This window comes from Marinomonas sp. ATLA20 (genome assembly GCF_057180105.1).
The window spans coordinates 232,377-258,186 of sequence record NZ_JBXUKU010000001.1; the positions used below are offsets into that span (position 1 = coordinate 232,377).

At 43.5% G+C, this 25,810-nt stretch carries 20 protein-coding genes; 12 read left to right on the plus strand and 8 right to left on the minus strand.

The window, feature by feature from the left end; translation table 11 throughout:
* Positions 1-305: 305 nt before the first annotated feature.
* Together gabT and AC2A4J_RS01025 are read right to left on the minus strand one after the other, a co-directional pair.
* Positions 306-1,583 carry a 4-aminobutyrate--2-oxoglutarate transaminase gene (gene gabT / locus AC2A4J_RS01020; protein ID WP_484174551.1) on the minus strand — a complete coding sequence of 426 codons (1,278 nt, stop codon included), beginning with the start codon at positions 1,581-1,583 and terminating at the stop codon, positions 306-308.
* Positions 1,584-1,681: 98 nt separating this feature from the next.
* Complete coding sequence (locus tag AC2A4J_RS01025; RefSeq protein WP_484174552.1) at positions 1,682-3,148, minus strand: NAD-dependent succinate-semialdehyde dehydrogenase; 1,467 nt, start codon at positions 3,146-3,148, stop codon at positions 1,682-1,684.
* A 282-nt stretch (positions 3,149-3,430) separates the two neighbouring features.
* On the opposite strand from AC2A4J_RS01025, the gene AC2A4J_RS01030 reads away from it, so the two are divergent.
* The 4 genes from AC2A4J_RS01030 to AC2A4J_RS01045 all read left to right on the plus strand — a co-directional run bounded on the left by AC2A4J_RS01030 (position 3,431) and on the right by AC2A4J_RS01045 (position 9,553).
* Positions 3,431-4,327, plus strand: coding sequence for a Fe(3+) dicitrate ABC transporter substrate-binding protein (locus AC2A4J_RS01030; RefSeq protein WP_484174553.1), 897 nt, complete (start codon positions 3,431-3,433; stop codon positions 4,325-4,327).
* A gap of 219 nt (positions 4,328-4,546) precedes the next feature.
* Positions 4,547-6,589, plus strand: a complete 2,043-nt coding sequence (locus AC2A4J_RS01035) for a TonB-dependent receptor (RefSeq protein WP_484174554.1) — start codon at positions 4,547-4,549, stop codon at positions 6,587-6,589.
* A gap of 43 nt (positions 6,590-6,632) precedes the next feature.
* Positions 6,633-8,741, plus strand: coding sequence for a TonB-dependent receptor family protein (locus AC2A4J_RS01040; protein ID WP_484174555.1), 2,109 nt, complete (start codon positions 6,633-6,635; stop codon positions 8,739-8,741).
* Between the two features lie 140 nt (positions 8,742-8,881).
* Complete coding sequence (locus AC2A4J_RS01045) at positions 8,882-9,553, plus strand: GntR family transcriptional regulator (RefSeq protein WP_255827345.1); 672 nt, start codon at positions 8,882-8,884, stop codon at positions 9,551-9,553.
* Positions 9,554-9,574: 21 nt separating this feature from the next.
* On the opposite strand, the gene AC2A4J_RS01050 is transcribed toward AC2A4J_RS01045, so the two are convergent.
* The 5 genes from AC2A4J_RS01050 to AC2A4J_RS01070 form a co-directional block, all read right to left on the minus strand.
* Positions 9,575-10,594, minus strand: coding sequence for an Ldh family oxidoreductase (locus AC2A4J_RS01050; RefSeq protein WP_484174556.1), 1,020 nt, complete (start codon positions 10,592-10,594; stop codon positions 9,575-9,577).
* A gap of 35 nt (positions 10,595-10,629) precedes the next feature.
* Positions 10,630-11,877 carry an NAD(P)/FAD-dependent oxidoreductase gene (locus AC2A4J_RS01055; protein ID WP_484174557.1) on the minus strand — a complete coding sequence of 416 codons (1,248 nt, stop codon included), beginning with the start codon at positions 11,875-11,877 and terminating at the stop codon, positions 10,630-10,632.
* On the minus strand, positions 11,874-12,824 hold the full coding sequence (locus AC2A4J_RS01060) for a 4-hydroxyproline epimerase (protein WP_484174558.1): 951 nt from the start codon (positions 12,822-12,824) through the stop codon (positions 11,874-11,876). The genes AC2A4J_RS01055 and AC2A4J_RS01060 overlap by 4 nt, the downstream gene beginning before the upstream one ends.
* Before the next feature lie 4 nt (positions 12,825-12,828).
* Complete coding sequence (locus AC2A4J_RS01065) at positions 12,829-13,803, minus strand: dihydrodipicolinate synthase family protein (protein ID WP_484174559.1); 975 nt, start codon at positions 13,801-13,803, stop codon at positions 12,829-12,831.
* A gap of 165 nt (positions 13,804-13,968) precedes the next feature.
* Positions 13,969-15,465, minus strand: a complete 1,497-nt coding sequence (locus tag AC2A4J_RS01070; protein ID WP_484174560.1) for a KAP family P-loop NTPase fold protein — start codon at positions 15,463-15,465, stop codon at positions 13,969-13,971.
* A gap of 75 nt (positions 15,466-15,540) precedes the next feature.
* Here AC2A4J_RS01070 and AC2A4J_RS01075 point away from each other — a divergent pair, with 75 nt between their 5' ends.
* On the plus strand, positions 15,541-15,918 hold the full coding sequence (locus AC2A4J_RS01075) for a hypothetical protein (protein ID WP_484174561.1): 378 nt from the start codon (positions 15,541-15,543) through the stop codon (positions 15,916-15,918).
* Positions 15,919-16,012: 94 nt separating this feature from the next.
* Here AC2A4J_RS01075 and lpdA read toward each other — a convergent pair whose 3' ends face one another.
* Entirely contained in the window at positions 16,013-17,416 is a 1,404-nt protein-coding gene (gene lpdA / locus AC2A4J_RS01080; protein ID WP_484174562.1) for a dihydrolipoyl dehydrogenase, read from the minus strand.
* A gap of 138 nt (positions 17,417-17,554) precedes the next feature.
* Between lpdA and AC2A4J_RS01085 the strand changes: the two genes are divergently transcribed.
* The 7 genes from AC2A4J_RS01085 (at position 17,555) to AC2A4J_RS01115 (ending at position 25,793) form a co-directional block, all read left to right on the plus strand.
* Positions 17,555-18,106, plus strand: coding sequence for a TetR/AcrR family transcriptional regulator (locus AC2A4J_RS01085; RefSeq protein WP_484174563.1), 552 nt, complete (start codon positions 17,555-17,557; stop codon positions 18,104-18,106).
* Between the two features lie 488 nt (positions 18,107-18,594).
* On the plus strand, positions 18,595-19,032 hold the full coding sequence (locus AC2A4J_RS01090) for a hypothetical protein (RefSeq protein ID WP_484174564.1): 438 nt from the start codon (positions 18,595-18,597) through the stop codon (positions 19,030-19,032).
* Between the two features lie 11 nt (positions 19,033-19,043).
* The gene (locus AC2A4J_RS01095) at positions 19,044-19,484 is read left to right on the plus strand and encodes a toxin-activating lysine-acyltransferase (protein WP_484174565.1); all 441 of its coding nucleotides are present in this window, start codon (positions 19,044-19,046) and stop codon (positions 19,482-19,484) included.
* A gap of 135 nt (positions 19,485-19,619) precedes the next feature.
* Positions 19,620-19,907: a hypothetical protein gene (locus tag AC2A4J_RS01100; RefSeq protein ID WP_484174566.1), complete on the plus strand. Its 288-nt coding sequence runs from the start codon at positions 19,620-19,622 to the stop codon at positions 19,905-19,907.
* An 876-nt stretch (positions 19,908-20,783) separates the two neighbouring features.
* Positions 20,784-23,039 carry a peptidase domain-containing ABC transporter gene (locus AC2A4J_RS01105; RefSeq protein ID WP_484174567.1) on the plus strand — a complete coding sequence of 752 codons (2,256 nt, stop codon included), beginning with the start codon at positions 20,784-20,786 and terminating at the stop codon, positions 23,037-23,039.
* Positions 23,029-24,384 (plus strand): HlyD family secretion protein, encoded by a 1,356-nt coding sequence (locus AC2A4J_RS01110; protein ID WP_484174568.1) that lies wholly within the window; start codon positions 23,029-23,031, stop codon positions 24,382-24,384. The genes AC2A4J_RS01105 and AC2A4J_RS01110 overlap by 11 nt, the downstream gene beginning before the upstream one ends.
* Positions 24,381-25,793, plus strand: coding sequence for a TolC family protein (locus tag AC2A4J_RS01115; protein ID WP_484174569.1), 1,413 nt, complete (start codon positions 24,381-24,383; stop codon positions 25,791-25,793). The genes AC2A4J_RS01110 and AC2A4J_RS01115 overlap by 4 nt, the downstream gene beginning before the upstream one ends.
* The last annotated feature ends 17 nt before the right edge of the window (positions 25,794-25,810 follow it).

Genomic DNA, 25,810 nt, shown 5'->3' on the forward strand with positions numbered 1-25,810 from the left:
GGATAAAGAGTAGATATGAAGTGCAAAAAGCCAAACGAATAGCGAGAAAGCAAATGATGCTCGCGAGTCATCTCCCCGCTTATTTGCGTCGAGATATGGGACTTCCGCCCTACACAGAGCATCGTGATACGCGATCCAAAGATTCTCGGTAATCTCTCAGGTTTTCTAATGAGAGTGGATTTCGCATAGGAAATGTATTGATGTAAAAAGCCGGCATAAAAAAGCCACTGTGTTACCACGGTGGCTTGCAGCAAGAATCATTCTTGCAAGGGGTAGTTGATGCTTTTTACCTTAGAAAGGTTAAATCAAACAAGCTCTTTAAAGCAGCGTTTAAAGATTTCCATGCCTTCGTCGATGATGTCCATCTCGATGGTCAAAGCAGGTAAGAAGCGAATAACGTTGCCGCGAATACCGCAAGAAAGTAGAACTAGACCATTTTCCGCGGCTTTTGCAGATAGCTTTTTAGCAAGTTCAGGGTAAGGTTTGTTCACATCGCCATCATGAACAAACTCCACTGCGATCATCGCGCCGGCATTACGTACTTCGCCAATGACCTGTGGGTATTCAGCTTGCATCGCATTTAAGTGTTCAACGAAGTGAGCGCCTACTTGTACTGCGCGGTCACACAGCTTCTCTTCTTCGATCACGTCGAATACCGCAAGGCCCGCCGCACAACCTACTGGAGAACCACCGTAAGTGCCGCCTAAGCCGCCAGGAATCGGTGCGTCCATAATGTCAGCTTTACCAACGACCGCTGCGATAGGGAAACCGCCAGCAATGCCTTTAGCCGCTGTCATAAGATCCGCTTCAATGCCTGCTTGTTCGTGGCAGAACATAGTGCCAGTGCGCGCGAAGCCTGCTTGGATCTCATCAAGAATCAATAGAATGCCGTGATCGTCACATAGCTTACGTAGTTTCTGTAGGAAGCTTGCAGACGCTATATAGAAACCACCCTCGCCTTGTACTGGCTCGATGATGATTGCAGCAACGCGAGAAGGTTCAATGTCGCAAGTGAAGCGCATTTGAAGGTCAGCAAGTGCTTGCTCTTCGGTAATGCCCAAGTAATCATTTGGGTAAGGGATATGGAAAATATCGCTTGGGAAAGGGCCAAAGCCAATTTTGTAAGGGTTTACTTTACCTGTCAGACCCATGGTCATGTTCGTACGACCGTGGAAGCCACCGTTGAAAGCGATAATGCCCGGACGGCCTGTATAGGCACGAGCGATTTTGACACAGTTTTCTACGGCTTCGGCACCCGTTGTAACGAAGATAGATTTTTTCGGAGTGTTGCCTGGTGCCGCTGCGTTTAGCTTCTCAGCCAATGCTACCGCTGATTCGTATGGACTAACCATCACACAAGTGTGAGTGAAGCGCTCAAGTTGTGCTTGAACCGCTGCCTTTACTTTTGGATGGTTATGGCCTGTGTTGACCACGGCGATTCCGGCACCAAAATCGATGTGACGCTTGCCTTCCACGTCCCAGATTTCAGCATTTAAAGCACGGTCAACGTAAACTGGCGCCATGTTGCCTTGCCCACGAGCAATAGCACTTTCTTTGCGTTTTTGTAGATCTGCATTGTTCATATTGTCTTTCACCTTTTAGAGCAAGCTCTATGTACATGAAGCGGCGATAACACCGCCTAAAATAGTTAACGATAAGAGTGGTTGAGTAAGGTAAAGCCTTACGCCAAGCCGCCCATGCACAAGTATTTGATTTCAACGTATTCGTCGATGCCGTACTGAGAACCTTCACGGCCACTGCCTGACTCTTTTACACCGCCGAATGGCGCGACTTCACTGGAAATAATGCCTTCGTTGATGCCCACCATGCCGTATTCCAAGGCTTCAGATACACGCCAGATACGAGCGATATTTTGGGAATAGAAGTAAGATGCCAAGCCAAATGGGGTATTGTTTGCCATGGCAACGGCTTCGTCTTCGGTTTTAAACTGAAACAATGGCGCAACTGGACCAAAAATTTCGTTAGAGAAAATGTCCATCTCTTCCGTTACACCTGTCAAAATAGTTGGCTCAAAGAACTGCGCGCCAGCGGCTGTGGCTTTTGAACCACCGATTAGCGCTTTCGCACCTTTTGCTATCGCATCACCAACAAGCTGTTCTACTTTACTGATCGCAGCTGGGTTAATCAGAGGGCCAATATTGACGCCTTCAGCAAAACCATCGCCAGTTTTAAACGTTGCAACACGTTTGGCTAGTTTCTCTGCGAAGGCATCGTACACACCTTCTTGTACCAAGATGCGGTTTGCACAAACACAGGTTTGACCGGCGTTACGATATTTAGAAGCGATCGCGCCTTCGACTGCAGCGTCTAGGTCTGCATCATCAAATACGATGAAAGGTGCGTTGCCGCCTAATTCCATCGATGTACGTTTCACCGTTTGCGCGCACTGAGAAAGCAACAATTTACCGACTGGTGTAGAACCAGTGAAAGACAACTTACGCACCGTTGGGTGGCCTGTTAATACGCCGCCAATGGCTTTTGCGTCTTTACCAACCACCACGTTCAAAACGCCCGCTGGGATACCTGCCTGATGCGCTAATTCTGCTAATGCCAAGGCGCATAAAGGCGTTTCGTCAGAAGGTTTAATAACAATCGCACAGCCCGCAGCAAGTGCAGGGCCCGCTTTACGAGTGATCATGGCGATTGGGAAGTTCCAAGGCGTAATGGCTGCGACAACACCAATCGGTTGTTTGATGGTCAAAATACGCTTGTCTTTGGCGAAGGTTGGAATCACATCGCCGTTCAGGCGACGAGCTTCGTCAGCAAACCAATCAATAAAAGACGCGCCATAACCGACTTCGCCCTTCGCTTCCGCAAATGGTTTGCCTTGTTCCAAGGTCATCAAGGTCGCTAAATCGTCTTGGTTGTCTAAAATTAGCTGGTTCCAACGACGTAATAAGGTTGCACGCTCTTTCGCCGTGCGGCCCTGCCATTCTTTCTGTGCTTTTTCGGCTGCTTCAACAGCAAGTGTGGTTTCTTCAGCGCCTAAATCCGCAACATCGATAATATGATCACCGTTGGCTGGATTGGTAATAGCGAAGGTCTTGCCAGATTTGGCAGCTACCCATTCGCCACCAATGTACGAGTGACTTTTGAGTAGAGAAGGCTGAGATAGTATTGCTGTCATAAAACACTCCAGACTATATTGCGGAGGATGGTGAGTGCGCGTCACAGTGCCGCACTGTCAATGTTTATCGATAGTAGGCAATGGCCAGAGTTTGAAAAATGAGAAGCTATCAATTCAATGTTTGATGTCTTTCAAACATTAGGCGCTAGGGGATAGAAAGTTTACAGAGGAAGAATAGATAAAGCCTTTGAGAGCGGTAAAAAAGAGCTAACCAAAAAAACGAAATTGATAGTCATTCTCTTTTGAAATATCATGCCCGTATCTAAAAAAAGAGCTTTAACTATGTTGTACCGTCACCTGATTATCTGCGTCACCTCACTTGTTATGTCATTGGCCGCTTGGGCATACCCAAGCATTCAAGATGAAAATGGTACTTTTACTCTAGCGTCTGAACCTAAACGTATCGTTGTTTTAGAGTTGTCCTTTGTCGATGCGCTTGCGGTTGTTGGTATCTCTTCTGTTGGTATCGCCGACGATAACAACCCGAATATCCTACTGCCTGAGGTGAAAGCTAAGCTAAGACCATGGACGTCATTAGGCATGCGTTCGCAACCAAACATGGAAAATATCGCTGATTTACACCCAGACCTTATTATTGCGGATTTTGAACGCCATGCTGCAGCCTACGATAGTTTGTCCCGCATTGCCCCAACATTGTTGCTGAAAAGCCGAGGTGAAACCTATGAAGAAAACCTAGAAGCGGCGGCGAAAATTGGCATTATTGTGAATAAAAACACACAAATGCAGCAAAGAATTCAGCAGCACAGAGCAACGATGGCGAAATATAGAAAAACCTTGGAACAAAAGGAAAACCTAGGGAGTGTTCAGTTTGCTATCGTAAGCTCACGTGGCATGTGGTTACACGGCCCTAATTCTTACGCTGGTAGTGTGTTAACGGCACTAGGTTTTCCCAGCCCGATCAAAAACCAATTAGACACGCCCTATATTCCAGCAAGTTTGGAGTTTTTGTTGCAGGTGAATCCTGACTGGCTTTTGATAGGAACTTATGGCGATAAAACGGTATTGGATGACTGGCGCAGTGTGCCTTTATTTCAGTTGTTGTCCGCGGTTAAGAAGCAGCAAGCCATCAAAGTTTCGCCAGAGCTATGGTCTTTGAACCGCGGCATGATGGCCGCAGAAGGGATAGCGAAAGACCTTGATAGAATCCTCTCTCCTTAAGAAATAGAAGCTATAAACTAACTGCCTCTCAACTAGCCTCTTTTTCTTAACCTTATGTCATCCATGGGCATCTCTTCATATTTCCCTGATTCGACTCTCGTTTTTTGAAGCCTGTTGCACAAAATGCAACGCGTCATTTCCGATTGTAAATATAAATGATATGTGTTCTCATTCTCAAAATGTTTCATCCTCTTGTCCTAATGCTGTGGAAATTTCAAAATGAGAATAAAAAATTTTCTTCTAACGCCTTTGGCGCTTGCTGTGTCTTTAGCGTCTTTTTCTTCCTTTGCGGAGGAAGTAAAAACGAATAATGGAGATCCTGATAAAGTGATCTCTCTAACGGTTGAAGGCTACAAGGGCTATGCTCAGGAGTTACCCACTTCTGGCAGTAAATCTGATGCTGAATGGTTGGATGTTCCACAATCTGTATCTGTTGTGACCGATACAGAAATAAAGGATCGAGGGGCTGTAAAGCTGGTGGACGCTCTGGATGGCGTCGCAGGTGTCAACAATACATTGGGTGAAGGTAGCCGTGACCAATTTGTAATTCGTGGCTTTGATGCAATTCGTGATATTTATCGTGATGGATTAAGAGACGATGGCAATTTGCAGTCTTATCGCAGCTTGGCAAACGTAGAACAAGTTGAAATAGTCAAAGGCCCTGCTGGCGCTTTGTATGGAAGAGGATCCGCTGGCGGTATTATTAACCTAGTGACAAAGCGTGCAAATGGCGATGAATTTACGCGTTTATCTACCAGCTACGGCAGTAACGATAAGCTCAAAGGCTCAATCGATACATCGGCTAAATTAACTGACACTATTAATGGTCGTTTGAATGTGGAAGTGCGTCGTGCAAACTCTTTTGTCGATCATGTGGAGTCAGACGATTATTTTATTGCTCCGACATTTCAATTTCAGCCATCGGATGATCATACGGTCAATCTAGATATTGAAATAATGCACCAAAACTTGGTGCCTTATCGTGGTGTACCGTCTAAGGATGGGAAGCCTGTTGATGTGCCTCGCAGCACCTTTTTTGGCAGTAAAAACGATTTTCAAGAATCAGACAGTATTCGAGTCGCTATAGATGACGAATTGCAGTTTGGTCCTGATATCACATGGAATAACCGTGTTGCTTTTACAAGGGTGACTTTGGAACAGCAAGGTACTCGCCAAACGACAGCAGCGGTCACGGGCGCTAATACAGTGGCTCAAACCGTGAATGATTTTGGCTATGACCCACGTACTACAGTGACGCTGCAGTCAGAATTAAAATGGGATGTGGGCAATCAGCAAATATTGTTTGGTGCTGATTACAATCAAATAGACATTGATTTGAACCTAAGAAGCCAAGCTCTTCCTGCAAAAAGTATTGATAACCCTATTGCTGATAATGTTACGAGTCCTGGTTTTCCTGCCTTTCGAGAAAATACGACTAAAACTGTAGGTTTGTATATTCAAGATATTATTACATTGGGTGATTGGTCATTCTCCGGGAATGTTCGTCAAGATCACATGGAACTGGATCAAAAAATCATTTCAACCGGTTTAGAGTCGACAAATAACGATGATAAAACCAGTTACCGTATAGGAGCTGCTTATCGCCTTACGGACAATATGTCGGCCTATACCACTTTTGCTAAATCTTGGCAGCTGCCGTATGGCGGTAGTTTTATAAACCCCACGCTTGCCGAATTCTACTCTACGAAATTAAAAGAAGTCGGTGTTAAAGCCTACTTGCTTGATGACGCCCTAATGTTGAACGCGGCCGTGTTCCAGATAGATCAAGAGCAACCTCAAACTGACACAAATGGCTTTATTGTAAACAAAAGCCAAGAACGTCACCGAGGGCTTGAACTTGAAGCTCGTGGACAATTAACGAAGCAATTAAGCGCAACGGCTAGTTACACCTACCTAGATGCAGAAGATCGAGATACAGGTAAAAAACCAAACGATGTGTCTGATCAACTCATTTCCCTTGGTACGACTTATCAACTCAACGATGCGTGGCGCTTTGGTGGCAGCGTGAAATACGTGGGAGATCGCTACGCTGGCAATAACGAAGCTGTTGACCTAGGCGACTACACCACAGTGAACGCCATGGCGTCATATCAAACCGGTAAACATCGAGTGCAATTTAATGCTTACAACATTTTTGATGAAAAGTATTACCTAGGTTCAACTGATGGCACCTCCGGTATCAACTCAATTGGCTACGGTTCTCCAGCAGAATTCATGGTCAGCTACAGCTACGAACTTTGATCGCCAAGTCTTATTATTTTGTTGTTAAGGAAGAACTTGCTCTATGTCTATTCAAGAAAAATGTTCAGTAAGCACCACTGTATTCCGCTATTCCATTTTGGCCTGCTCTATGATGTTTGGCTTATCTGCTCAAGCCGCCAGCGAAGCGACAGAGCTAAAAGCACTCACTGTTAACGCAAGCGTAATTGGTGAATCGAAAGAATCAGATGTCAAAGAATACGCAGGTAGTCGAACCGTTATTTCTGCTGAACAGATGACCAAAACCGCGGCTAAGTCCATTGATGATGCTTTGCAACAAGTGCCAGGTGTAAAAGTACAAGATGAAACGGGAACGGGTGTATTACCAAACGTTTCTGTTCGAGGTTTGAGTGCAAGCCGTAGTGGACAAGCGCAGTTTCTAATGGATGGGGTGCCGTTAACACTCGCACCTTATGGTCACACAGGACAGTCTGTTTTCCCTGCGACCTTGTCATCTTTAGAACGTATCGATGTGGTTCGCGGTGGTGCTGCGGTTCAATATGGCCCAAATAACGTTGGCGGTGTGATCAACTTGGTGACTAAGCCAATTCCTAAGGATTGGGAGTCACAGATCAGCAATCGAATCACTGGATTTGAACACAGTAGCAATACATTGAATAACTTGTATTTGCGCACGGGCGGCTGGGTAAACGATGACTTTGCTATACAGATTGAAGCCAATACTCAAAATGGTGACAGTTCTCGTGATCACTCAGATACCGATATCCAGAATTTCCAAATTAAAACCGATTGGTTGATCAGTGACTCTCAAGAGCTACAAGCCTTTGTGCAGCGTTATGATGCCGATACCGAAATGCCCGGAGCGCTATCGCCACAAGCTTATAAAGTAGACAGAACGCAGTCTCAGCGAACTAATGATAATTATGAAGCCAGCGCAACTCGTTGGCATCTGAAGTTCTTACAAGACTTGGACTGGGGAAATGCCGCGCAATTCGAGGTGTTGACTTTTGGTCATCGTGATACTCGTAACTTTGTTTGGGGGTTCAATGGAACCTCTGGTATTGCTTGGTCTGATCCACGATTTGCTTCCACAGACATCCGTAACTCGCCTCGTGAGTTTAATGTATTTGGTGTGGAGCCTAAATTGTCGGTGGCATTTGGCTCATCTGAGAGCGTGACGCAAAACCTTATTGTGGGTATGCGTTATGTGAACGAAGACATAGATTATCAATTACGTCAGACCTCTATTTCGACAGGAGCGGTAACGGTGCCACGTGATTGGAAACTGGATACGGATGCGGTTGCCGTTTATGTGAGTGATGAAATTGGTCTGATGAATAACCGCTTGAAAGTAACACCTGGGTTGCGGTTTGAATCTGTTCATATGAATTATCAAGACATAGGCAAAAATGAACTGCGAAGCAACCAGATTAACGAAGCTTTGCCAGGGTTGAACGTTGCATACAATTTGACGAACGATTGGGTGTCTTACGCCAATGCACAGAAATCGCTGCGTGCACCGCAGATTTCTTCTATTCGTGGTGATGGTAACAAAGATGGCGAATTGTCATGGAATTATGAAGTGGGCGCTCGATATACCCATGGAAGAAATTCTTTTAACGCCGCGTTATATCGCATTGACTACAAGGATCAGTTGCAATGGATTGCCGCCGATCAAACCTTTGAAAACGCAGGAAAAACGCTCCATCAAGGTGTTGAATTATCTGGACGCTATGGTCCAGAATCCTTGCCTGACTTGAGTTTAGGGCTGGCTTATACTTACTTAGATGCCACTTATGAAGAAGGCGAAAACAAAGGTAATAATCTTGTTGATGCTTCTAAGCATCAGATTTCTTGGGATGCGAGTTATAACCTAGCAGGTTACCAATCTACGGTGTCTGGTTACTACTACAGTGATGCTTTCTCGGATTCGGATAACACCACAGAGGAAAACGCGAGTGGCTCCTTAGGTAAAATACCTTCCTACACGGTGTGGAATCTAAATGTAAGCAAAGATCTTTATGAACAAGGTAATACTAAGTTGAGTATTGATGTGGCGGTAAACAACGTATTTGACAAGGAATACTACTTCCGCGGCGTTGATACCAGCCCTGTAGGTCGTTACCCAGCCTTGGGTCGTACCTACAGCGTGACAGGCAACCTTACGTTTTAATCGTATCGAGCAGTCTTAAATGACGCAATTAATACGCTAATAAAGCGCTGCTAACCTCACGTTAGCGGCGCTTTTGCGTATAATAAGCCAATATCCCACACTGTTGATTCCGAAGATTCAGCTCGCGAAGGAGTAGTAGATTGGCGCAAAAAAGAGCGGTTGTTCGTCAGAGCTTACCCGATGTTATTACGGCGGATTTACGTCAGCGAATCTTGTCTGGCGACCTTGCTGAAGGTGAGTTGATTCGTCAGGAATTATTAGCAGAAGAATACGATGTATCGCGTATGCCGATTCGTGAGGCCTTAAAGCGTCTTGATGCTGAAGGGCTAGTGGTTTTTCAGAATAATCGTGGCGCGACTGTGACTCAGCATTCTCTGGAAGAAATTGCTGAAATTTTTGATGTGCGTATTTTACTGGAAGTCGATTTGTTTCAGCGAGCGATTCCAAACATGACAGCGCAACAGGTGGTTGAGTGCGAGGTATTGCTAGAAGCCATGGATGCTTCCTATCAAGCGGGTAACGTCGCCGAATGGGGACCACTTAATGGACAGTATCACGCTAAACTGTATGAAGCGGCCGGCCGTCATTTAACGGAAGCGTTATTAGTTCGAGTGACTTTGCAGGCTAACCGTTATGTCAGCATGCACATTGATAAGCAAAATAAACGTGAAAGCGCCAGCCATGATCATCATGAGTTATTGGACTTAGCACGCCAAGGTGATGTGCTTGGGGCGACAGAGCAACTTCGTCGTCATCTGGTCAACACCAAAAACCAAGTAATAGAATTCGTTAAACAAACTAGGGCTCAGTAACCGTACTTTGCCCTATTCTGCTCATCCTTTCTTTAGCTTTAACAAGTCCTCGTAAAGCGCCCGTGGAATCTCCAGCTCGTTACGTTCTAGATTGAACATTTGAGCTGCTTGGCGTCGTTGTGATGGAAGACGTGCTCCTTGGTCAATCACATCGGCAAACAGTCGCTCTGCGCGATCATTGTTGTCAACGGCACGGCCGCCGCTGAGCATATTAGGGTCAAACGCAAGAATGATTTCACCGTGATACGGCGCTTCTGGCTTACCGCCTGCGACTTCCATACTTTCTTTGCTGGTTAGATCATCGATCAGTGGCCCCGCCATTAATTCAATCATCAAGGATAACGCAGAGCCTTTGTGCCCGCCGAAAGTCAGCATAGCGCCATTCATGGCGGCTTCTGCGTCTGTCGTTGGATTGCCTTCACTGTCTATCGCCACGCCTTCTGGAAGCTGTTTTCCAGCGCGTCGGTACAGCTCAATTTCACCGCGAGCGAATTGGCTGGTGGCAAAATCAAAGGTAAATGGCGCTTTACCATGTCGTGGCCAACTGAAAGCAAAAGGATTGGTGCCTAGCAAGCCCCGTTTGCCGCCAGCAGGGGCGACCCATGCATGGCTTGGCAACATGGCCATGCCTGCAAGGCCTGCCGCCGACAGCATTTCAACTTCTGGCCACAGCGCTGAAAAATGAAAGCAACGATTTATCGCTAGAGCGGCGACGCCATTCTTCTTCGCCTTTTCTATTAATAAAGGCATTGCTGCCTTCATCGCCAGCAGCGAAACGGCATCGTTAGCATCGGCGCGAACAACAGCGGGACCCACATCGCTAATAGTTGGCTCGGCGGTGCCACTGGCACGACCAGATCGAATGCTTTCAACACACATAAACAATCGATACAAACCATGGGAATGGCAATCACCAAGCTGGTTGGTGTAAATAATGTCAGTAATCGCACTGGCGTGTTCTGCATTAAAGCCATTACTGGTGAGCACAGATTCACTGAGTTCACGTACTTGGTTTAAGCTAAGAGTAATGTTGTCGCTCATGTTATCTCCCAAGATTCAATGAAATGCGTCTAAAATCACTTAAAACGCAGAACTGAATAGGCTTCAAGCGGAATACTTGAAGGCTGATGATGTATCAGCTCTGCGACCAATTCTGCAGTGCCTGCGGATTGCGTTAAGCCTAAATGACCATGTCCGAATGCATAAATCACCCGCTTAGATTGGCTGGAGTAACTGATGACTGGCAAGCTGTCTGGCATAGAGGGCCGAAAGCCCATCCATTGTTTGCCATTTTCAATATTCAGATCCGGTAAAAACTGAGCGGCTTTATTGAGCAAGGTTTCGGAGCGCTTAAAGTTTGGCGCTAAAGACAAGCCACCTAATTCGACGGCGCCGCCAACCCGTATGCCACCGCCCGCCTTGGTGACCACAAAACCATGATTGCTAAAAGTGATGTGGGTTTTTAAATCAAATGCACCAGCAGGCAAGGTTGTGTTGTACCCTCGCTCGGTATCCAGTGGCAAACTGTCACCAATAGACTGGGCTAAAGCTTTTGACCAAGCGCCTGCTGCCAGTACGATTTGGCTGGCTTCATAATCTGCCGAATCGCATTTCAATCTGACAGAATCCCCTTTTAAATCAATAGCGTGAACCTCTGAAATGGCAATTTTACCACCTAGTTTTTCAAACTCATTGGCCAAATGATCTGTCCAAATTTTAGGGTCGACGACATTTTTCCATTCTGGTGTAAACGCGGCATGGGTAAATCTCGGATGAATGCCTGGCTGAATTTTGGCAATGGCCTCTGGATTGAGTAGTAATTCATAAACCACGCCGTGTTCTTGGCGAGTTTGCCAACCGGCAAGGCTGGCGTTGAACTCATCTTGGCCTTCGTATAGTTGTAACTGCCCTTCGCGACGAATCATGGCTTCGCCATTAACTGCATCGATTTGACGCTCCAGCGCAGCTTTTGAAAAATCCATTAAACTGGATTGTGCCGCCAAAGCGGCCTGGTATTTGTCTTTCCAGCTGGCTCGCCAAAAACGCAGCATCCAAGGCAGTATTTTTAACGCATATGCAGGACGCAACGACAATGGGCCAAGTGGGTCGATCAACCATTTTGGCGCTTTGCGCATAATGCCAGGCGTGGCGAGAGGAATCACATCGGCAAAGGCAAAGGCACCTGCATTGCCCGAAGACGTTTCAGCTGCGACGCCTTTACTGTCTAACACAAGGACTTGTTTGCCTTGCTGCTGCAGTTTAAGCGCCGTACTTATTCCAATGATGCCTGCACCAATGACGATGACATCGTGTTGATCTTTCATAGGGACACGCCGTGGCGAAGCGGATCCGCAGTGTTTGTCATCATCTTGGCCTCTCTGGTGACAAACGCTTGCCCAGTGATTGACGGCACGATAGCGCCAGCAGGCGCGTTGGCGGATGTGGAAAACTGATAGCTCAATGTATAGCCGCTGCCGATGGTGCTTTCTTGGTAGATTTCTTCGCCAGGAGCGAGGCGCTGATCCGCTGCTAAACAGGATAAGCGAGCTGAACTGCCTGTGCCACAAGGCGAGCGGTCATAAGCATCGTCTGGGCACAAAACGAAATTACGACTGTGTCCTTTGTCTGTTAGTGCAGGTCCATAGAAAACAATGTGATCGATAATGCCACCGTTTTCTCCTTCAATACCATTGGCATAAATGTTTTCTCGTACCTTGATACCAACATCGGTCAGTGTTCGAATGTTACTGGGTAAGACGGGCGTTGGGCTGTCATCAACAATAAAGAACCAATTGCCACCGTAAGCAATATCACCGACAACCGTACCGACGCCTTCTACATTCAGAGTAACGCCTTTTTTGAAGCGGTAACTGTCGATGTTTTGCACCGTAACAGTATTGCTGTCAGTCAAAGTAACTTCGACTATCCCCACAGGCGTTTCTATCTTGTGGGTGCCCACTCCTATCTTGCCGATGTGAGCGAGGGTCGCCGCAAGACCAATGGTGCCGTGACCGCACATGCCAATTACCGCTGCAGCATCAAAGTAAATCACTCCAGTCACACACTCAGGATTTGTTGGCTCGACCAATAATGCGCCAACCATGGCTTCTTGCCCGTAGGGTTCCACCACTAATGAGCGATAGAAGTCTTTATGTTCTGTCGCAAGGCGTTTGGCTCGTTCAGCTAAAGGCCCAGATCCAAGATCAGGGCCACCTTCTAATACGACGCGGGTTGGTTCGCCTTCCGTATGGCTATCGACAACAACTATCATTGTGTTACCTGCATTCTGTAATCACTCCACCTTGTTTAGACCAATCGGCAAACCACGCCTTGAACAAGGCATATTGTTGTTCGCAGTAATGGCGTTGGGCATCGTTCAATTCGTCCGTTTCATTGAAATGTAAGCGGTATTCCTCTTCCCCATTCAACACCAACAAATATTTGAAGAAAAGCACTAATTCTGGCCCTTCATCAAAGCTAGCTAATACGCTAAAGGCTTCTTCTAATTCTTTTGCTCGTACTCGCGCTTCGGCGTTGCCGGCGGCCGCTTTGCGTGACAAATTCGCCAGCAAAAGTACCTCTTTTGGTAATGCTGTGCCTATGCCTGTGATCGCACCGACTGCGCCACAATTGACGAAGCCATGGAAAACCGCGGTATCGACGCCAACCATGAGTAACACACTGTCGTCTTGTGAAGTGATGTTTTCTGCCGCATAGCGCAGGGCTTCTTTACTGCCAAACTCTTTAAAGCCCACCAGATTTTTGTGTTCCGCTCGCAGCGTGAAAAACAAATCCGCTCGGGTTTCAAAACCATACACAGGGCTATTGTAGATAATGGCGGGTATAGAAGGGGCAGCGGAGAGAATCGCCTTGAAATGATTCTTCTGTGCGGCAATGACGGAACCGCGAGACAACACACGAGGAATCACCATCAGGCCAGCCGCACCGACTTTCTCGGCGTGCGCCGCCAACGCCACCGCCGACTTGGTATTAATCGCCCCTGTGCCCACCACCACAGGAATGCCTGCTTCGACCAAGCGCTCCACGCCTTCCATGCGTTCTGCATCGGTCAGCAAAGGCCAATCCCCCATGGAACCGCAATAGACCACCGCGGACATCCCCGCCGCCATCATTTCCTTGCCCTTCTTCACCAAGTTACCGAAATCGGGCGTACGATCGGCCTTACATGGCGTCATCAACGCCGGCATGATGCCATTGAACACACTTACATCAAACACGTCCTTGCTCATAATTCGCTACCTTTTCAAAGAGATTGAAGGATTTTAATGACCGAAATCAAAAATGGATTTTGTATCCAAAATATACCCAGTGCAAAAAGTAGTCAATTTTATTTGGCGTTAATTAATAGTCTTTAAGTAAATGGATGATGTGGGCTAGAAAACAAATAACTAAGATTAGCCCTCTTCGAAGTTCGTGGAAGCTCTTCTAATTAGATCTATCATTTCATCTGATGTGCATATGCTGCTAATACCTAATTTTTGATTTTTTCTAACCACTCCAAATTCATGTTTACAGTCAATGCTCTTGATAAAAACATTCAATATCAAAGGGTTTCTTTTCGCGCGTGGCTCTTTAAAAATAGGCCAATTATCGACTTGCTCAGAGACAATGCTATTTTTTTGGAATTGATTGAAGTTATTTATAGTATTTTCCAAAAAACCTGACATTTTCTGAGATTGAACTGCAGGTTGTAGAGAGTCAAGTGCATAATTAGCATTTGATGAGTGTTTATAAGAAAGCGAAATTGCCAATCTTCCGCTGGTTTCTGAATCACTGTAGAGGTTATCGCCAAAAACAGCTGCTAGAAGTAAGTATATACAAAACTGATACTTAAGGACTTCTGGATCAATAAGTAACCCTTCTGTTATAGCTATTAAGTGTTTAAGCTTCCTCAAGTTTAGGTTGTGTTTGTTGAGCTCACAGAAGATACAAAACGCATCCTGAAGTTGATCCGATTGATTAATTTGAGGGAAGCTTTTCAGCTCACTAAAATCCAGATTTTCAAACGCTTTTTCGGCTTTTATAAACTCCAGTAAATCTGGTTCAGGTAGTACCATCCTTTGGTTAAAAAAGCGACTTAAGTACTCTCGTGAATCAAAATTTTGACCATAAACAGCCTTGATTGAATGTTCGAGCTGTTCAGTATCGGTGGATAGTACAAAGATTAAGTTTGGAATATCGAATAGGTGTTTAACTGTTTCCAGCATTTCTATGGCGTAAGTTGGACGGCATCGATCTAATTCATCGACAAAAATATAAGTCTTTTCTTTTTTCTCATCTAGAGCATTGTTGACTATATTTAAAAGGTTTCTAATTTCTGTTTTGAACTCTCGAGAAAAGTTTTTGTGGCGCTGATGTTGTCCTATTACTTCAATACCAAAGTCGCCCAGCTTACTGTTTAGATCTTCCGAATTAATTTCTTTTAAAGAATCTAGGGTCTTCTCTACAACATCAATGAGCTCTTTGCTAGTATCTTTTTCCCAAACCCATTTAGAGAGAACACCCTTTAAAATGGTTGGAGCAACAGCTTTAGTAAGCTCAACAACATAACGTCCAATTTTCTTTTCGACCTCCGTAAAATCTTCCCTTGGGTCTTGTTCTTTAACCTGTTCCAGTATTTCTGCTACAAGAATAGATAATGGATCATTAAGATAATCTGATTCCCATGCATCAATCTTAATTGCAATATAACTTTGTTCTTTAAGAAGCTTTTGCCACTCTTCAACAAAGTAGGTTTTTCCTGTTCCCCATCCGCCATTGAGGTTCGCAACAAATGCATGTTGGTCTGTGTCTCTGGTGTCGAGATAGGTAGTAAAGCGTTGGGCAAGGCGCTTACGTTTTCCGTTTGAGGCACAGTTTTGAAAAGGTTGTTTTGTCTGCTGAGTTGTCATAGAAAGTCCTTTTAAAGTTGTCTTTACAGTAACAGATTACGAGAAGTACAAGGAATCTATAAGATAGAAAGAATTATGTTATTTAGTTGGAGAGTTTACTTGCCCTATTTCGATCAGTTTATGCGGCAGTGGAAAGCCTATTTAACGCAGCAACTTTCCTTATCGGGTTTGAGTTATCTTGTCTCAGACGCTGGTGATGCTAAGGATATTAAGACGAATTCACTGGCGTATTTTGCTTGGTTGAGGACGCACTCCATCGAGCTTGTTGGGATTGATGAAGCAAGGGATAACGTGGCGTGGGTTATGTTGGAAAAGCAGCTAAAAGCCTTTGCGGAAAAAGCCGAAAAAGGCACGTTCGATCTGGTTTCTAAACTGCACCTAGAAGAAAGCCAAATCCAGATTGTTCTGAATTTTAATTATGATGACGAGCAACATATCGTGTATGTCAGCTGATCTTTGTCGTTTATCGTTTTTTTGCCCTCTATCACCTTAAACAAACCAAGAGGCGTTGGTTTGTTTAAGGTGAATATCAATCAAAATAAGACTATTACGCTCTTTTCGCTTTCTTGTTCGGCAAGTCTGTAATCGTCCCGGCGCCAAGTTCTGCTGCCAAGCCGACGGTTTCGTGTAGGCTTGGGTGGGCGTGGATGGTTAAGGCTATGTCTTCCAGTGTGGCACCGAACTCGATGGCAAGCGTCAGTTCACCGAGCAATTCCCCAGCATGAGCACCAGCAATACCTGCTCCTAAGACGCGGTCTGTTGTTTCGTCATAAATGAGTTTGGTTTTGCCTTGGGTGATACCGGAGGCAATGGCGCGTCCACTGGCACTCCATGGAAATACGGCGGTTTTAACCGAAATATCCTGCTTTTTCGCTTCTGTTTCGGTTAAACCAACCCAAGCAACTTCAGGAAAAGTGTAAGCAATCGATGGAATAGCGAGAGGCAAGAAGTCGACTTTATGGCCTGCAACAACTTCGGCGGCGGTATGGCCTTGGTGTGAAGCTTTATGCGCCAGCATCGGGCCATGAGTGACATCGCCAATGGCGTAGATATTGGGTACAGATGTTTGGCACTTATCATCAGTCAATACAAAACCACGCTCGTCTAATTTCACGCCTATGTCAGCCATACCGGCCGTTTTACCATTAGGCGAGCGGCCAACGGCAACCAGTACTGCATCGACAGTGAGCTGGCGTTCGCCATCTTTGTCCTTCAAGGTAACGTTTAACGCTTCTGGTGTGGCTTCTATATCGGTTACCTGGGTTTTGGTTAAAAAGCTCATGCGATTTTTGTTGGCTTGCTCGAACACACGCACTAGATCTTTGTCTGCGCCCGTCATGATTTGTTCGCCAAGTTCTGCGACGGTAATTTTCGCGCCAAGTGATTGGTAAACAGTGGCCATTTCCAAACCAATAATACCGCCACCAAGCACGAGCAAATGTTCTGGAATACGTTCAAGTTGCAGTGCGCTGGTGGAGTCTAAAATACGTGGATCGTCATATGGCACAAATGGCAATTTTATCGCGTGTGAGCCGACAGCGATGATGGCGTTTTTGAATGGTACTTTTTCTTCTGAACCGTCTTTTGAGACTGTAATAGAGTTTGTAGAGTCAAACCTGCCTTCACCATAAAAAACCGTGACTTTTCGCCCCTTAGCCATCAGTGCAAGGTTGCTGGTTAGAGTGTCTACGGTGGATTGTCTGTGGTGTCGAATCGCTTCAAGGTCGACAGTCGGTTTAGAAAACTGCACACCATGGGACGGTTCTTCGGCTATCAGTATTTTGCCTGCCACATGCAACAAGGCCTTGGATGGAATACAGCCAACGTTTAGGCAAACGCCACCCAAAGTCGCGTAGCGCTCTATCATGGCGACGTTTAAACCCAAATCTGCTGCTCGAAACGCCGCTGCATACCCGCCAGGACCACTGCCCAACACTACTAAATCGTACATTATATTCTTCTCCTCCGGCTGTTTGATGAGGTAGGAAAATATTCTACCTATCACTAGATAGGTAGAATATAGCTTGAGTATTCAAGTAGGGTCAATAAAATACCTATCACTAGATAGATAAATAAATGAGATAAGTAAATGACGACGGATAAAAACGATACCAAAACGAAAATTATGGACACGGCCGAAGGCTTTATAGTGCAAGGTGGCTATAACGCGTTTAGCTTCCGAGACATCGCTGACGCGGTGGGGATTAAAAGTGCGAGTGTTCACTATCACTATCCGACCAAAGCCGACTTGGTCTCTGCCGTGATGACTCGGTATACCGAATCGTTCTCTATACAATTACCCGACCCAACAGACGAAAACTTAGATCCAAAAATTATGATCAATGGATTCATCAATGGCTTTAAAGCCAAGATAGTTGATCAGCGTGACATGAGCTTGTGTACTATGTTGACGGCTGACAAACATTGTTTGCCAGAAGAAGTTCGCACCGCTCTTGCTAATTTTTATAACGTAAAGATTGAATGGTTAACACTGGTATTTATGAAATTAGAATCTATTCAGAAGGACAAAGCGAAAGTACGAGGCATTCAATTCTTGGCTACACTTCATGGTGCTTCTGTATTGGTACAGGCGACGAATCAAACAGAATTTTATGAACAAGCTGTCTCGGTGTGGCGATGAGAAATTCTTATTAAACTTGTTCGTAATAGATTATTGAATGATATATAAAATCATTTCTGTTTTTTCTCATAAAGCATTGACATTCAAAATGTCATTGGATAAATTTAAGTTATTAAGTTCAACTTAATAACTGTTCTAGGATAGACAGTCGCACTAAAATGGATTTTATAAGTAAATTACTTCTTATTGTATACTCCCATTTCTTCATCCTAGTTATAAGATATAAATTTTCATATGGAATGATTTTTATGTTTTTAGGCATAAAAGCACACAAGTGAATTCGCCTTTATCATTGATAAAATAGCTATCAGGTGGTCGTGTTTATCAAAAAATATTTTCAAATATTGATAACACGAAAAAAGCTTTTATGTCATAGGGTGTATTGCTTAAAATAATAAATATTAGAAAGCGAACTATTCAAGAATAGTAAAAAAAGATTTTTAAGTAGAATATGGATTTTCTAGTAATTAAAATTAAAGGATGAATAGATGAAACGGAATGTATTTCCATCTAACTTGCCTATTTTCGATAAACCAGATGAAATGACGTTTTGGCAGTCTATGGGAATAGCTTCTGCAATCATCAGCTGTCATAGTATTTTTTCCTCTTCATCCGTGGATGATGTTTTTTCAAGTTTCCGCTCTGCGTTAGAGCGGCAACAAGCTATTATTTTATTCAATGAAGAAAAGCGCCCTGTTGCTTTTGCAACTTATTTTTTATCCGAAAATATTGACAAATACTATGACGGTAATAATCAGCTAAACATAGAAAATGGCAGTTTACTATTTGAGTATATTGTTTCACCTTTCTCTTGCCCTTTACATTTTTATCGATTTTTAAAGCAACATCTTGAAACATTAAGCATCGATTCTAATAAGGCATACCTTCTTAAAAAATCAGAAAACAGTCTTCGTAAAATTTGGTAGAGCAGTGTTATATGAAAATGGATTTTGAAACCTCTCTCGGTATGTGTATGTGGTTATTATCTCAATCGGAATACCATAAAAAGTGGAACTTAATGACTTTTGACACTGAAATCACCGCTGCTGTTTTGCATGGGCAGTGCAAAATTTACTTTGATGAAGAAGGTAACCCTGTTGGACTAGCGACATGGGCTTGGATAGATGAAGAGAGAAAACAACGTCTTTTTAGAAATGAAGCTCCCTTATCGTTTAGCGAATGGAACTGTGGAGGTCAATTAATGTTTAATGATTATATTGCCCCTTGGGGACATGCTAGGGCTATCTTAAAGGATTTGCGGACCCACGTATTCCCCAATGAAACGGCTTTTAGTATTGGTCGCCATCCAGATGGCAGTATTCGTAAAATTTATCAGTGGAAAGGCAAAAACGTAACCGACAAGGTCGTTACCGCTTAGCCATGTCATAGAGTTAGTTGTGCAGTCAATGGGCGCTAAAGAATTCAGAGGGAGTAATAGCTCCCTCCGAATATCAACTGGAATGGTTCCGGTTGATCCTCAAACTTAAATTAGCAAAATTAAGGAAACATAAGTATGTCACGTATCTACAAAAAATCCAATTTCGCAGGAACTAACGCATCAACAGGCATCGCATTTGGCGGTGGCGGTGGCGGTGGCGGTGGCGGTGGCGGTTCATGGACCACTCCGAATGCAGAATCAGGGCAAAGTTGTATTAATGAAGTCGTAGAGCAAGCTGGTATAGGTGCTATGGGAGGAGCTCTTGGTGGGGGTGCCACTGCTCTTGGTGGAGCTGTACTGGGTGGGTTGAATGCGATTGCTAATTCGGCTGAGTGTGCACCTGTCCGTAATAGCAAGAACTAAACTTAGTCCTTACTTCACACCTCTTTAATAGAGGTGTGAATTATTATAAATTGAGGTTTAATATGATTAAGACTACTTTTTTCTATTTATTTTATATGGTTCCTGCTGCATTTTTATCGCCTTTTATCTCTAATATTATTGGAGTACCTTGGACCTCATTTTCTTTTGGTTTGGGTCTTGTTTTATGGGTTAAAGTGTTGAAGATAACTAATTTAATATAAGGATAGGAAAAAATTCAATTTCAAGAGGGTGATTGTTTTAATAAAGTTTAGTGTAAAATTGGATCTAATTTATTATTTTTTTGTTGTCTCTAGCGTAGTGGGATTCTGAATAAAATATTTCTTTATCTATAGCTTTTAATGATAGCAAGGTTGATGTTGATATCAGTGGCAAAGGGGCAATGTCATTAAGTTAAGCCAAGAGCGGAAGCCAGTCTCCATGATTTAAGACAAATTCACAAGGAAGCTGATCTGAACGAGACATGAAATAAACGACGGTATGATGGCTATTTGACTAAATAGGCAAGACTTCTATAAAAAATTATAACTCTAGGTTATAAATAATAACTAAATCGAACGTCGAGTCTATAATGATAGTGGGGTTATTTTTAGTGGGTCTAATATAAGGCTACTTGATTTAAACGTCTCATATCGCACGGTGTAAATACACCGTGCACTTTAATGAGGAAGTGTAATGCATCTTGTTATTAGTTGCTCGCTTATTCTATTTTTTTATTTCTTCGATATATTGTAAGTTATTAAAGAAATAGAAGTGTTTTGAATTTATAGCATCAGATTTTATGAGTTATCTGGCTATCATTTTGATAGTTTTTATTAGGAACACGAGTGGAAAAACTAAAAATAAGTTGATTTAAATATGACGTTTCCAGTAAAGCTAAAAGAAAATTGTTTAAATCAATTGAATCAGGTTTCATACGAAGTTGATTCGAGCTCTCTGTTGGGGTTGTCTCTTAGTACTAAGATTTCTGATAGGCATATTGCAATTTCCATTGTTATTAATGCACTTAAGCAATGTGATGATGTCCATTTTCATATCGATGATTTAGATAAGTTATTGGAACTTGACCTTTCACCCTCCATGAAAATTATGGTCGTATCGAATGATGGCGATTCATTTCTGTTGAGGAGAGAGCAGGATGATCAATATATATTAACTGAATATTTTAATGTAAATGAAGAGATTTTTCGTCATCAAGCCTCTTTAGATGAGCTTATCAAGGAGTTCGATTTAGTTGATCAAGCTTTTTATATTCAGCCGCCTGTTAAACCAAAAAATATGTTCAGCAATGGAACGATGGATACTAATACAGTGGATGTAAATTACACGTTCAAGCACTTTTTCGCTCATAAACCCACCATTCTAAGTATTATTGGTGCGGCAGTGTTTATGGCTTTATTAGGTGTAGCAACACCATTAGGGTTTCAAACGTTCGCAGACAAAATCTTACCTTATTCAGCCACAGGCTCTTTATATGTGGTGGTGATTTTATTGTTGCTGGCTGGTGTGGCATCCAGTGTGTTTCAGTGCTATCACGATTTTCAAGAAAATGTGTTGTTCGCGAAATATCAAAATGGCTTAGGCAAAGAAGTGTTTCGTCGTTTATTGGCGATGGATGTGCCGTATTTTGATCGTAATAAAGTAGGTGATCTAACCAAGCTGGTTGATCAAGTAGAAGAAGCCTCCAACTTTTTGGTACGTCAGGCGTTGTCATCTGTGGTGTCGGTAATTTCACTGATCGTCGTTCTGCCTGTGTTGTTTATGTATAGCGCTCAGTTGACGGGGATTGTTTTAGGCATAGGTATATTGATGGCCGCCACGGTTGCAGTGGCATTAAAGCCCATTCGTAAGCGAGTGATGCAGGCTTATGGGTACGATGCAGGGTTTCAGTCCACTTTAATTGAAACCCTAAAAGGCATGAAAACCATTAAGTCACTAGCCAATGAGTCACATTTTCGAAATCGAGCCAATATTGCTTTAGAGACCAATTTGTATGGCAGCTTTAATGTGGCGCGCCTTTCCAATGTAGTGCGTGCGTTGGTGTCGTTTCAAAGTCAGTTAATTACCATAGTGGTGATTTTCTTTGGTGCTCAGGCCGTGTTTGCTAATCAGCTGACTATCGGCCAGTTGATTGCGTTTAATATGCTCGCAGGTAATGTTGTGAATCCATTGGTGTCGCTGGTGATGACGGCTAGCGGTTGGGAAAACTTTAAGCTTGCCAATCAGAAATTAAATGAGCTTGTGCCACCAACGGCCCCCGTGATGCAGCTGGATGCGAAAGATGTGGACCTAAGTGGCGATATTGAATTTGAGAATGTTTGGTTCCGCTACCCCAGTGAAGACACGTCTTTGGAAGATGATGGTTATGTGCTTAAGGGCGTTAGTTTGACGGTAAAAAAAGGCGAAATCCTAGGCGTAGTTGGCAGCAGTGGCTCAGGCAAGTCGACTTTAGCTAGCTTACTAATGGGCTTTTATCGCCCTAGCAAAGGCAAAATTAAGATCAACGGATATGATATCAGTCTACTGCCAGAAAATGTGTTGCGTTCCCACATCTCTTCGGTGCAGCAGACTAGCTTTTTGTTTACTACGTCGGTGATGGAAAATGTCCATTTAGGCCGTTTAAACTCTAATTTGGAAGATATACAAGAGGCGTTAAAAGGCTCGGGTGCAGACAGCTTTGTCGATGAAATGCCACAAAAGTTTCTCACTCAGTTATCAGAGGATGGTGGCAATCTATCTGGAGGGCAGCGGCAACGAATTGCTATCGCCCGAGCTTTGGTGCGTCAGTCGAATATATTGTTGTTTGATGAAGCCACTAGTGCCTTAGACAATCAAACAGAAGAACGGATAAAAGACACCATATACCAAGCCTGCCAGGACAAGACGGGCCTTATTATCGCCCATCGTTTGAATACATTGTCTTATTGCGATCGGTTGGTGGTGATGAATCAAGGCGAGGTCGAGGCCATTGGTAGCCACCATGAGTTGCTAGTGGGTGAGAATAGCTACCGCACTATGTGGGCTTCGCTGTCTCGTGGTGATAATGACGGAACTGCACCATTACTTTTGAATCAAGATGTCATCACGGAAGAAGGGCAGGAAAGTGCAATATAGTTTTAAAGAGATTCATGCGCTTAATATTTTAAGTGATGACCCTATATACAGTAAGCACTTTAATACCCCACCAGATCTAAAAGTTATGGTTTGTATTATTTTTGCGTGCTTTACGGCCTCTATTATCGGTGCGATTTTGTTTAAGGTAGACAAGATAGTCCCCGCGCAGGGCGTTATTGATACTAAAGCGGAATTGTTTGAGGTGCGTAATTCTACAGCGGGTTTTATTGAACACATGCTGGTTAGAGAAGGCGATACCGTCTCTAAGGATCAGCTCTTGGTGCAGTTTGATGCGGAATTAATGGATCTTCAAATTGACCAATCTAAACAGCAACTGGCAAACCTTTCCCGTAACTTATGGACCGATTTTTACCAAATTGAAGCGCTTATTGACCCTACTACGAGCCAGAACTTAATCGATTCATTAAATGATGTTGATAATCCTATTAAGCGTTTAGGGTATCAGGATTATTTGTCTAAGCCCTTTTTTGAGGCCAGAGAGGTTAATTCTCAAGCGCAGAAAAGTCTGACTGAACAATGGCAATCTGCTAAAAAACAATACGAAAATCTTGAATTGCGAATTGTTTTACAAGATCAAGAACTAAAGCGCGTTTCACAACTTTATAGAGACCAGATAGAAAGCAAAGCGACATTAGACCAAACCAAAGCTGATATGTTGGCTTTGGAGTCTCAGCTTGAGTCTATTGATGAAACGATGTTGTCTTTAGCCTCTGCACGTGAAAAGTTAGAAAAGGAACAGCAGCAAACAGAAAGTTCTTATATATTGGATCGATTAGTTCGCATTCATGATCAGTTAGATTCCTATCATACAACAGCGTTCCAGCTAACTAGCTTAGAGCGATCAAAAAAAGATTTGAGTATTACATCCCCCATTGCAGGCACAATAGATTCTTTAGTGATACAAGGGGATCACGAGCGTATTTCTGAGGCCACTACTCTGCTTTCCATCCGTCCTTCTTTTGAAGAAAAAGATTTAGAAATCGATATCGAAATCCCTGCAAGTTATGCCATATGGGTGGAACCCGGAATGGTGTTTCGTGCGAGTTCGTTAGGTAATAACCCAGAGGACCATGGGTACATTATGGGTGAAATCACCTTTATTGCTGCGTCTACCCAAAAAAGCGATAAAACCGCAGAAAGGGTGTATCGGATGAAAGGAAAGATTACAGAAGTCACCGCCCTTAGGCCTGATGCAAAGGAAACGCTATTACGGCCGGGTAGTGTATTGAGTGTGGAAGTAAGAGCCGGTGAACGCAGGCTCATCAATTATATATTCGACCCATTTACCAAATATCTTCGTACTGCATTGAGTGAGCCGTCATGAGTGTGAAGTTTTCTTTTACTGCTTTTTTATTAGGTGGTTTTGGGGTTTTATTTTCAGGAGTGCTAGGAGCTCAGAGTTTATCGCTTAAAAGCTATCTTGACCTTCAAATGCAGGACAATTTTTCTGTTTGGCAACGGGAAGCTCAGTTAAAAGCTCAGCAATTGGCGTTAGAGGTAGGTGAAGAATATTGGAAACCTGATATTACATTAGTATCTGGGTGGCAAGAAAGGCGTAATGATACGAGCAGTACTATCACAAAATACGACCAATGGAAGGCAGGTATTGAAGCAAGATGGACATCTGATATCGGTACTAGTGTTACGTTGGAAACCACTTATCTGGATGGTGAGGGTCTAGGATCTAATGTTTTGGCAGAACGCCAATCATCTAGCGAAATTAAGACGACCATTTCCCAGCCATTATTAAAGAATAATACACCTGAGTTTCAAAGGTTAACGAAGTATCTTGCCGAAAATGAATGGCGGCAATTTGAAAACGATCTTCGACTTTCTCAATTAGAGGTGAGGCGAGACAGTTTATCGTATTTTATTGATTTTCAAACAGCATATGAAAATTTTCTGATCCAGAAAGAGCTATTAACGAGTCTTGAAAGAACCGCTTTTCTTGTTGAACGTATGGCTGTATCAGAAAAGGCAACGCCTCATGAAGTGGCTTTGGTGAAAGCAGAAGTAGAAGAGCAAAAGGTGAATCTCGAAAGTGCTGCTGTGGAGGTTGAGCTATCGCAAAAAGAGGCGTTACAGGCACTAAAAATAGATTATGATATTGACCTTAAACCATTTAGCTCTTTAGTTGAGTTATCTCAAAATATGGAAATTATGACCCGAGAAAATATCACACAAGATGAAACATCACATCCTGAATATATTGCAGCGGAACTTTCCCTTCAATCCTCTGAATTTTCTTACCGCCAAGAAGAAAATACACTAAGACCAGACTTAGATGTCTTTTATCAATATAAGCATAACTCGTATGAAATATCCCCAAACAATGAAGATAGCGTATATGGATTACGATTTTCTTACCTATTAACAAATAAAATTGTACAGCAGAAGAAAGAAGCATTAAGTGCCACTGTCGATGTGAATGTTTTAGAGCGAGCTCGAATAGCTAAGCAACTTTCTATTCTTACTCATTCTCAGAGGCAACGTGCATTATATTTAGACAAAAAAACTCAAGTGTTGAAGATGCAAGTAGAGCTAGCTAAACGGGGACTAGAGCAGCAGCGTAAACGTTTTCAGGTGGGAAGGGCTAGTTATTATTCACTAGAAAGTATTCAACAGGACGTTATCGATAAACAGGTGGATTGGTTAGCTGCGTTAAAGTCACTAGCATTATCATTGAATCAGCTGAGTTACTACACTCAGTCTGATATTAGGTCTGTCTTGTAGTATTTTAATTTATATCA

What these genes read in the sequence shown, in the direction of transcription:
- gabT (WP_484174551.1), bottom strand. Translation starts at nt 1,583, where the DNA reads ATGAACAATGCAGATCTACAAAAACGCAAAGAAAGTGCTATTGCTCGT.
- AC2A4J_RS01025 (WP_484174552.1), bottom strand. Translation starts at nt 3,148, where the DNA reads ATGACAGCAATACTATCTCAGCCTTCTCTACTCAAAAGTCACTCGTAC.
- AC2A4J_RS01030 (WP_484174553.1), top strand. Translation starts at nt 3,431, where the DNA reads ATGTTGTACCGTCACCTGATTATCTGCGTCACCTCACTTGTTATGTCA.
- AC2A4J_RS01035 (WP_484174554.1), top strand. Translation starts at nt 4,547, where the DNA reads ATGAGAATAAAAAATTTTCTTCTAACGCCTTTGGCGCTTGCTGTGTCT.
- AC2A4J_RS01040 (WP_484174555.1), top strand. Translation starts at nt 6,633, where the DNA reads ATGTCTATTCAAGAAAAATGTTCAGTAAGCACCACTGTATTCCGCTAT.
- AC2A4J_RS01050 (WP_484174556.1), bottom strand. Translation starts at nt 10,594, where the DNA reads ATGAGCGACAACATTACTCTTAGCTTAAACCAAGTACGTGAACTCAGT.
- AC2A4J_RS01055 (WP_484174557.1), bottom strand. Translation starts at nt 11,877, where the DNA reads ATGAAAGATCAACACGATGTCATCGTCATTGGTGCAGGCATCATTGGA.
- AC2A4J_RS01060 (WP_484174558.1), bottom strand. Translation starts at nt 12,824, where the DNA reads ATGATAGTTGTTGTCGATAGCCATACGGAAGGCGAACCAACCCGCGTC.
- AC2A4J_RS01065 (WP_484174559.1), bottom strand. Translation starts at nt 13,803, where the DNA reads ATGAGCAAGGACGTGTTTGATGTAAGTGTGTTCAATGGCATCATGCCG.
- AC2A4J_RS01070 (WP_484174560.1), bottom strand. Translation starts at nt 15,465, where the DNA reads ATGACAACTCAGCAGACAAAACAACCTTTTCAAAACTGTGCCTCAAAC.
- AC2A4J_RS01075 (WP_484174561.1), top strand. Translation starts at nt 15,541, where the DNA reads ATGTTATTTAGTTGGAGAGTTTACTTGCCCTATTTCGATCAGTTTATG.
- lpdA (WP_484174562.1), bottom strand. Translation starts at nt 17,416, where the DNA reads ATGTACGATTTAGTAGTGTTGGGCAGTGGTCCTGGCGGGTATGCAGCG.
- AC2A4J_RS01085 (WP_484174563.1), top strand. Translation starts at nt 17,555, where the DNA reads ATGACGACGGATAAAAACGATACCAAAACGAAAATTATGGACACGGCC.
- AC2A4J_RS01090 (WP_484174564.1), top strand. Translation starts at nt 18,595, where the DNA reads ATGAAACGGAATGTATTTCCATCTAACTTGCCTATTTTCGATAAACCA.
- AC2A4J_RS01095 (WP_484174565.1), top strand. Translation starts at nt 19,044, where the DNA reads ATGAAAATGGATTTTGAAACCTCTCTCGGTATGTGTATGTGGTTATTA.
- AC2A4J_RS01100 (WP_484174566.1), top strand. Translation starts at nt 19,620, where the DNA reads ATGTCACGTATCTACAAAAAATCCAATTTCGCAGGAACTAACGCATCA.
- AC2A4J_RS01105 (WP_484174567.1), top strand. Translation starts at nt 20,784, where the DNA reads ATGACGTTTCCAGTAAAGCTAAAAGAAAATTGTTTAAATCAATTGAAT.
- AC2A4J_RS01115 (WP_484174569.1), top strand. Translation starts at nt 24,381, where the DNA reads ATGAGTGTGAAGTTTTCTTTTACTGCTTTTTTATTAGGTGGTTTTGGG.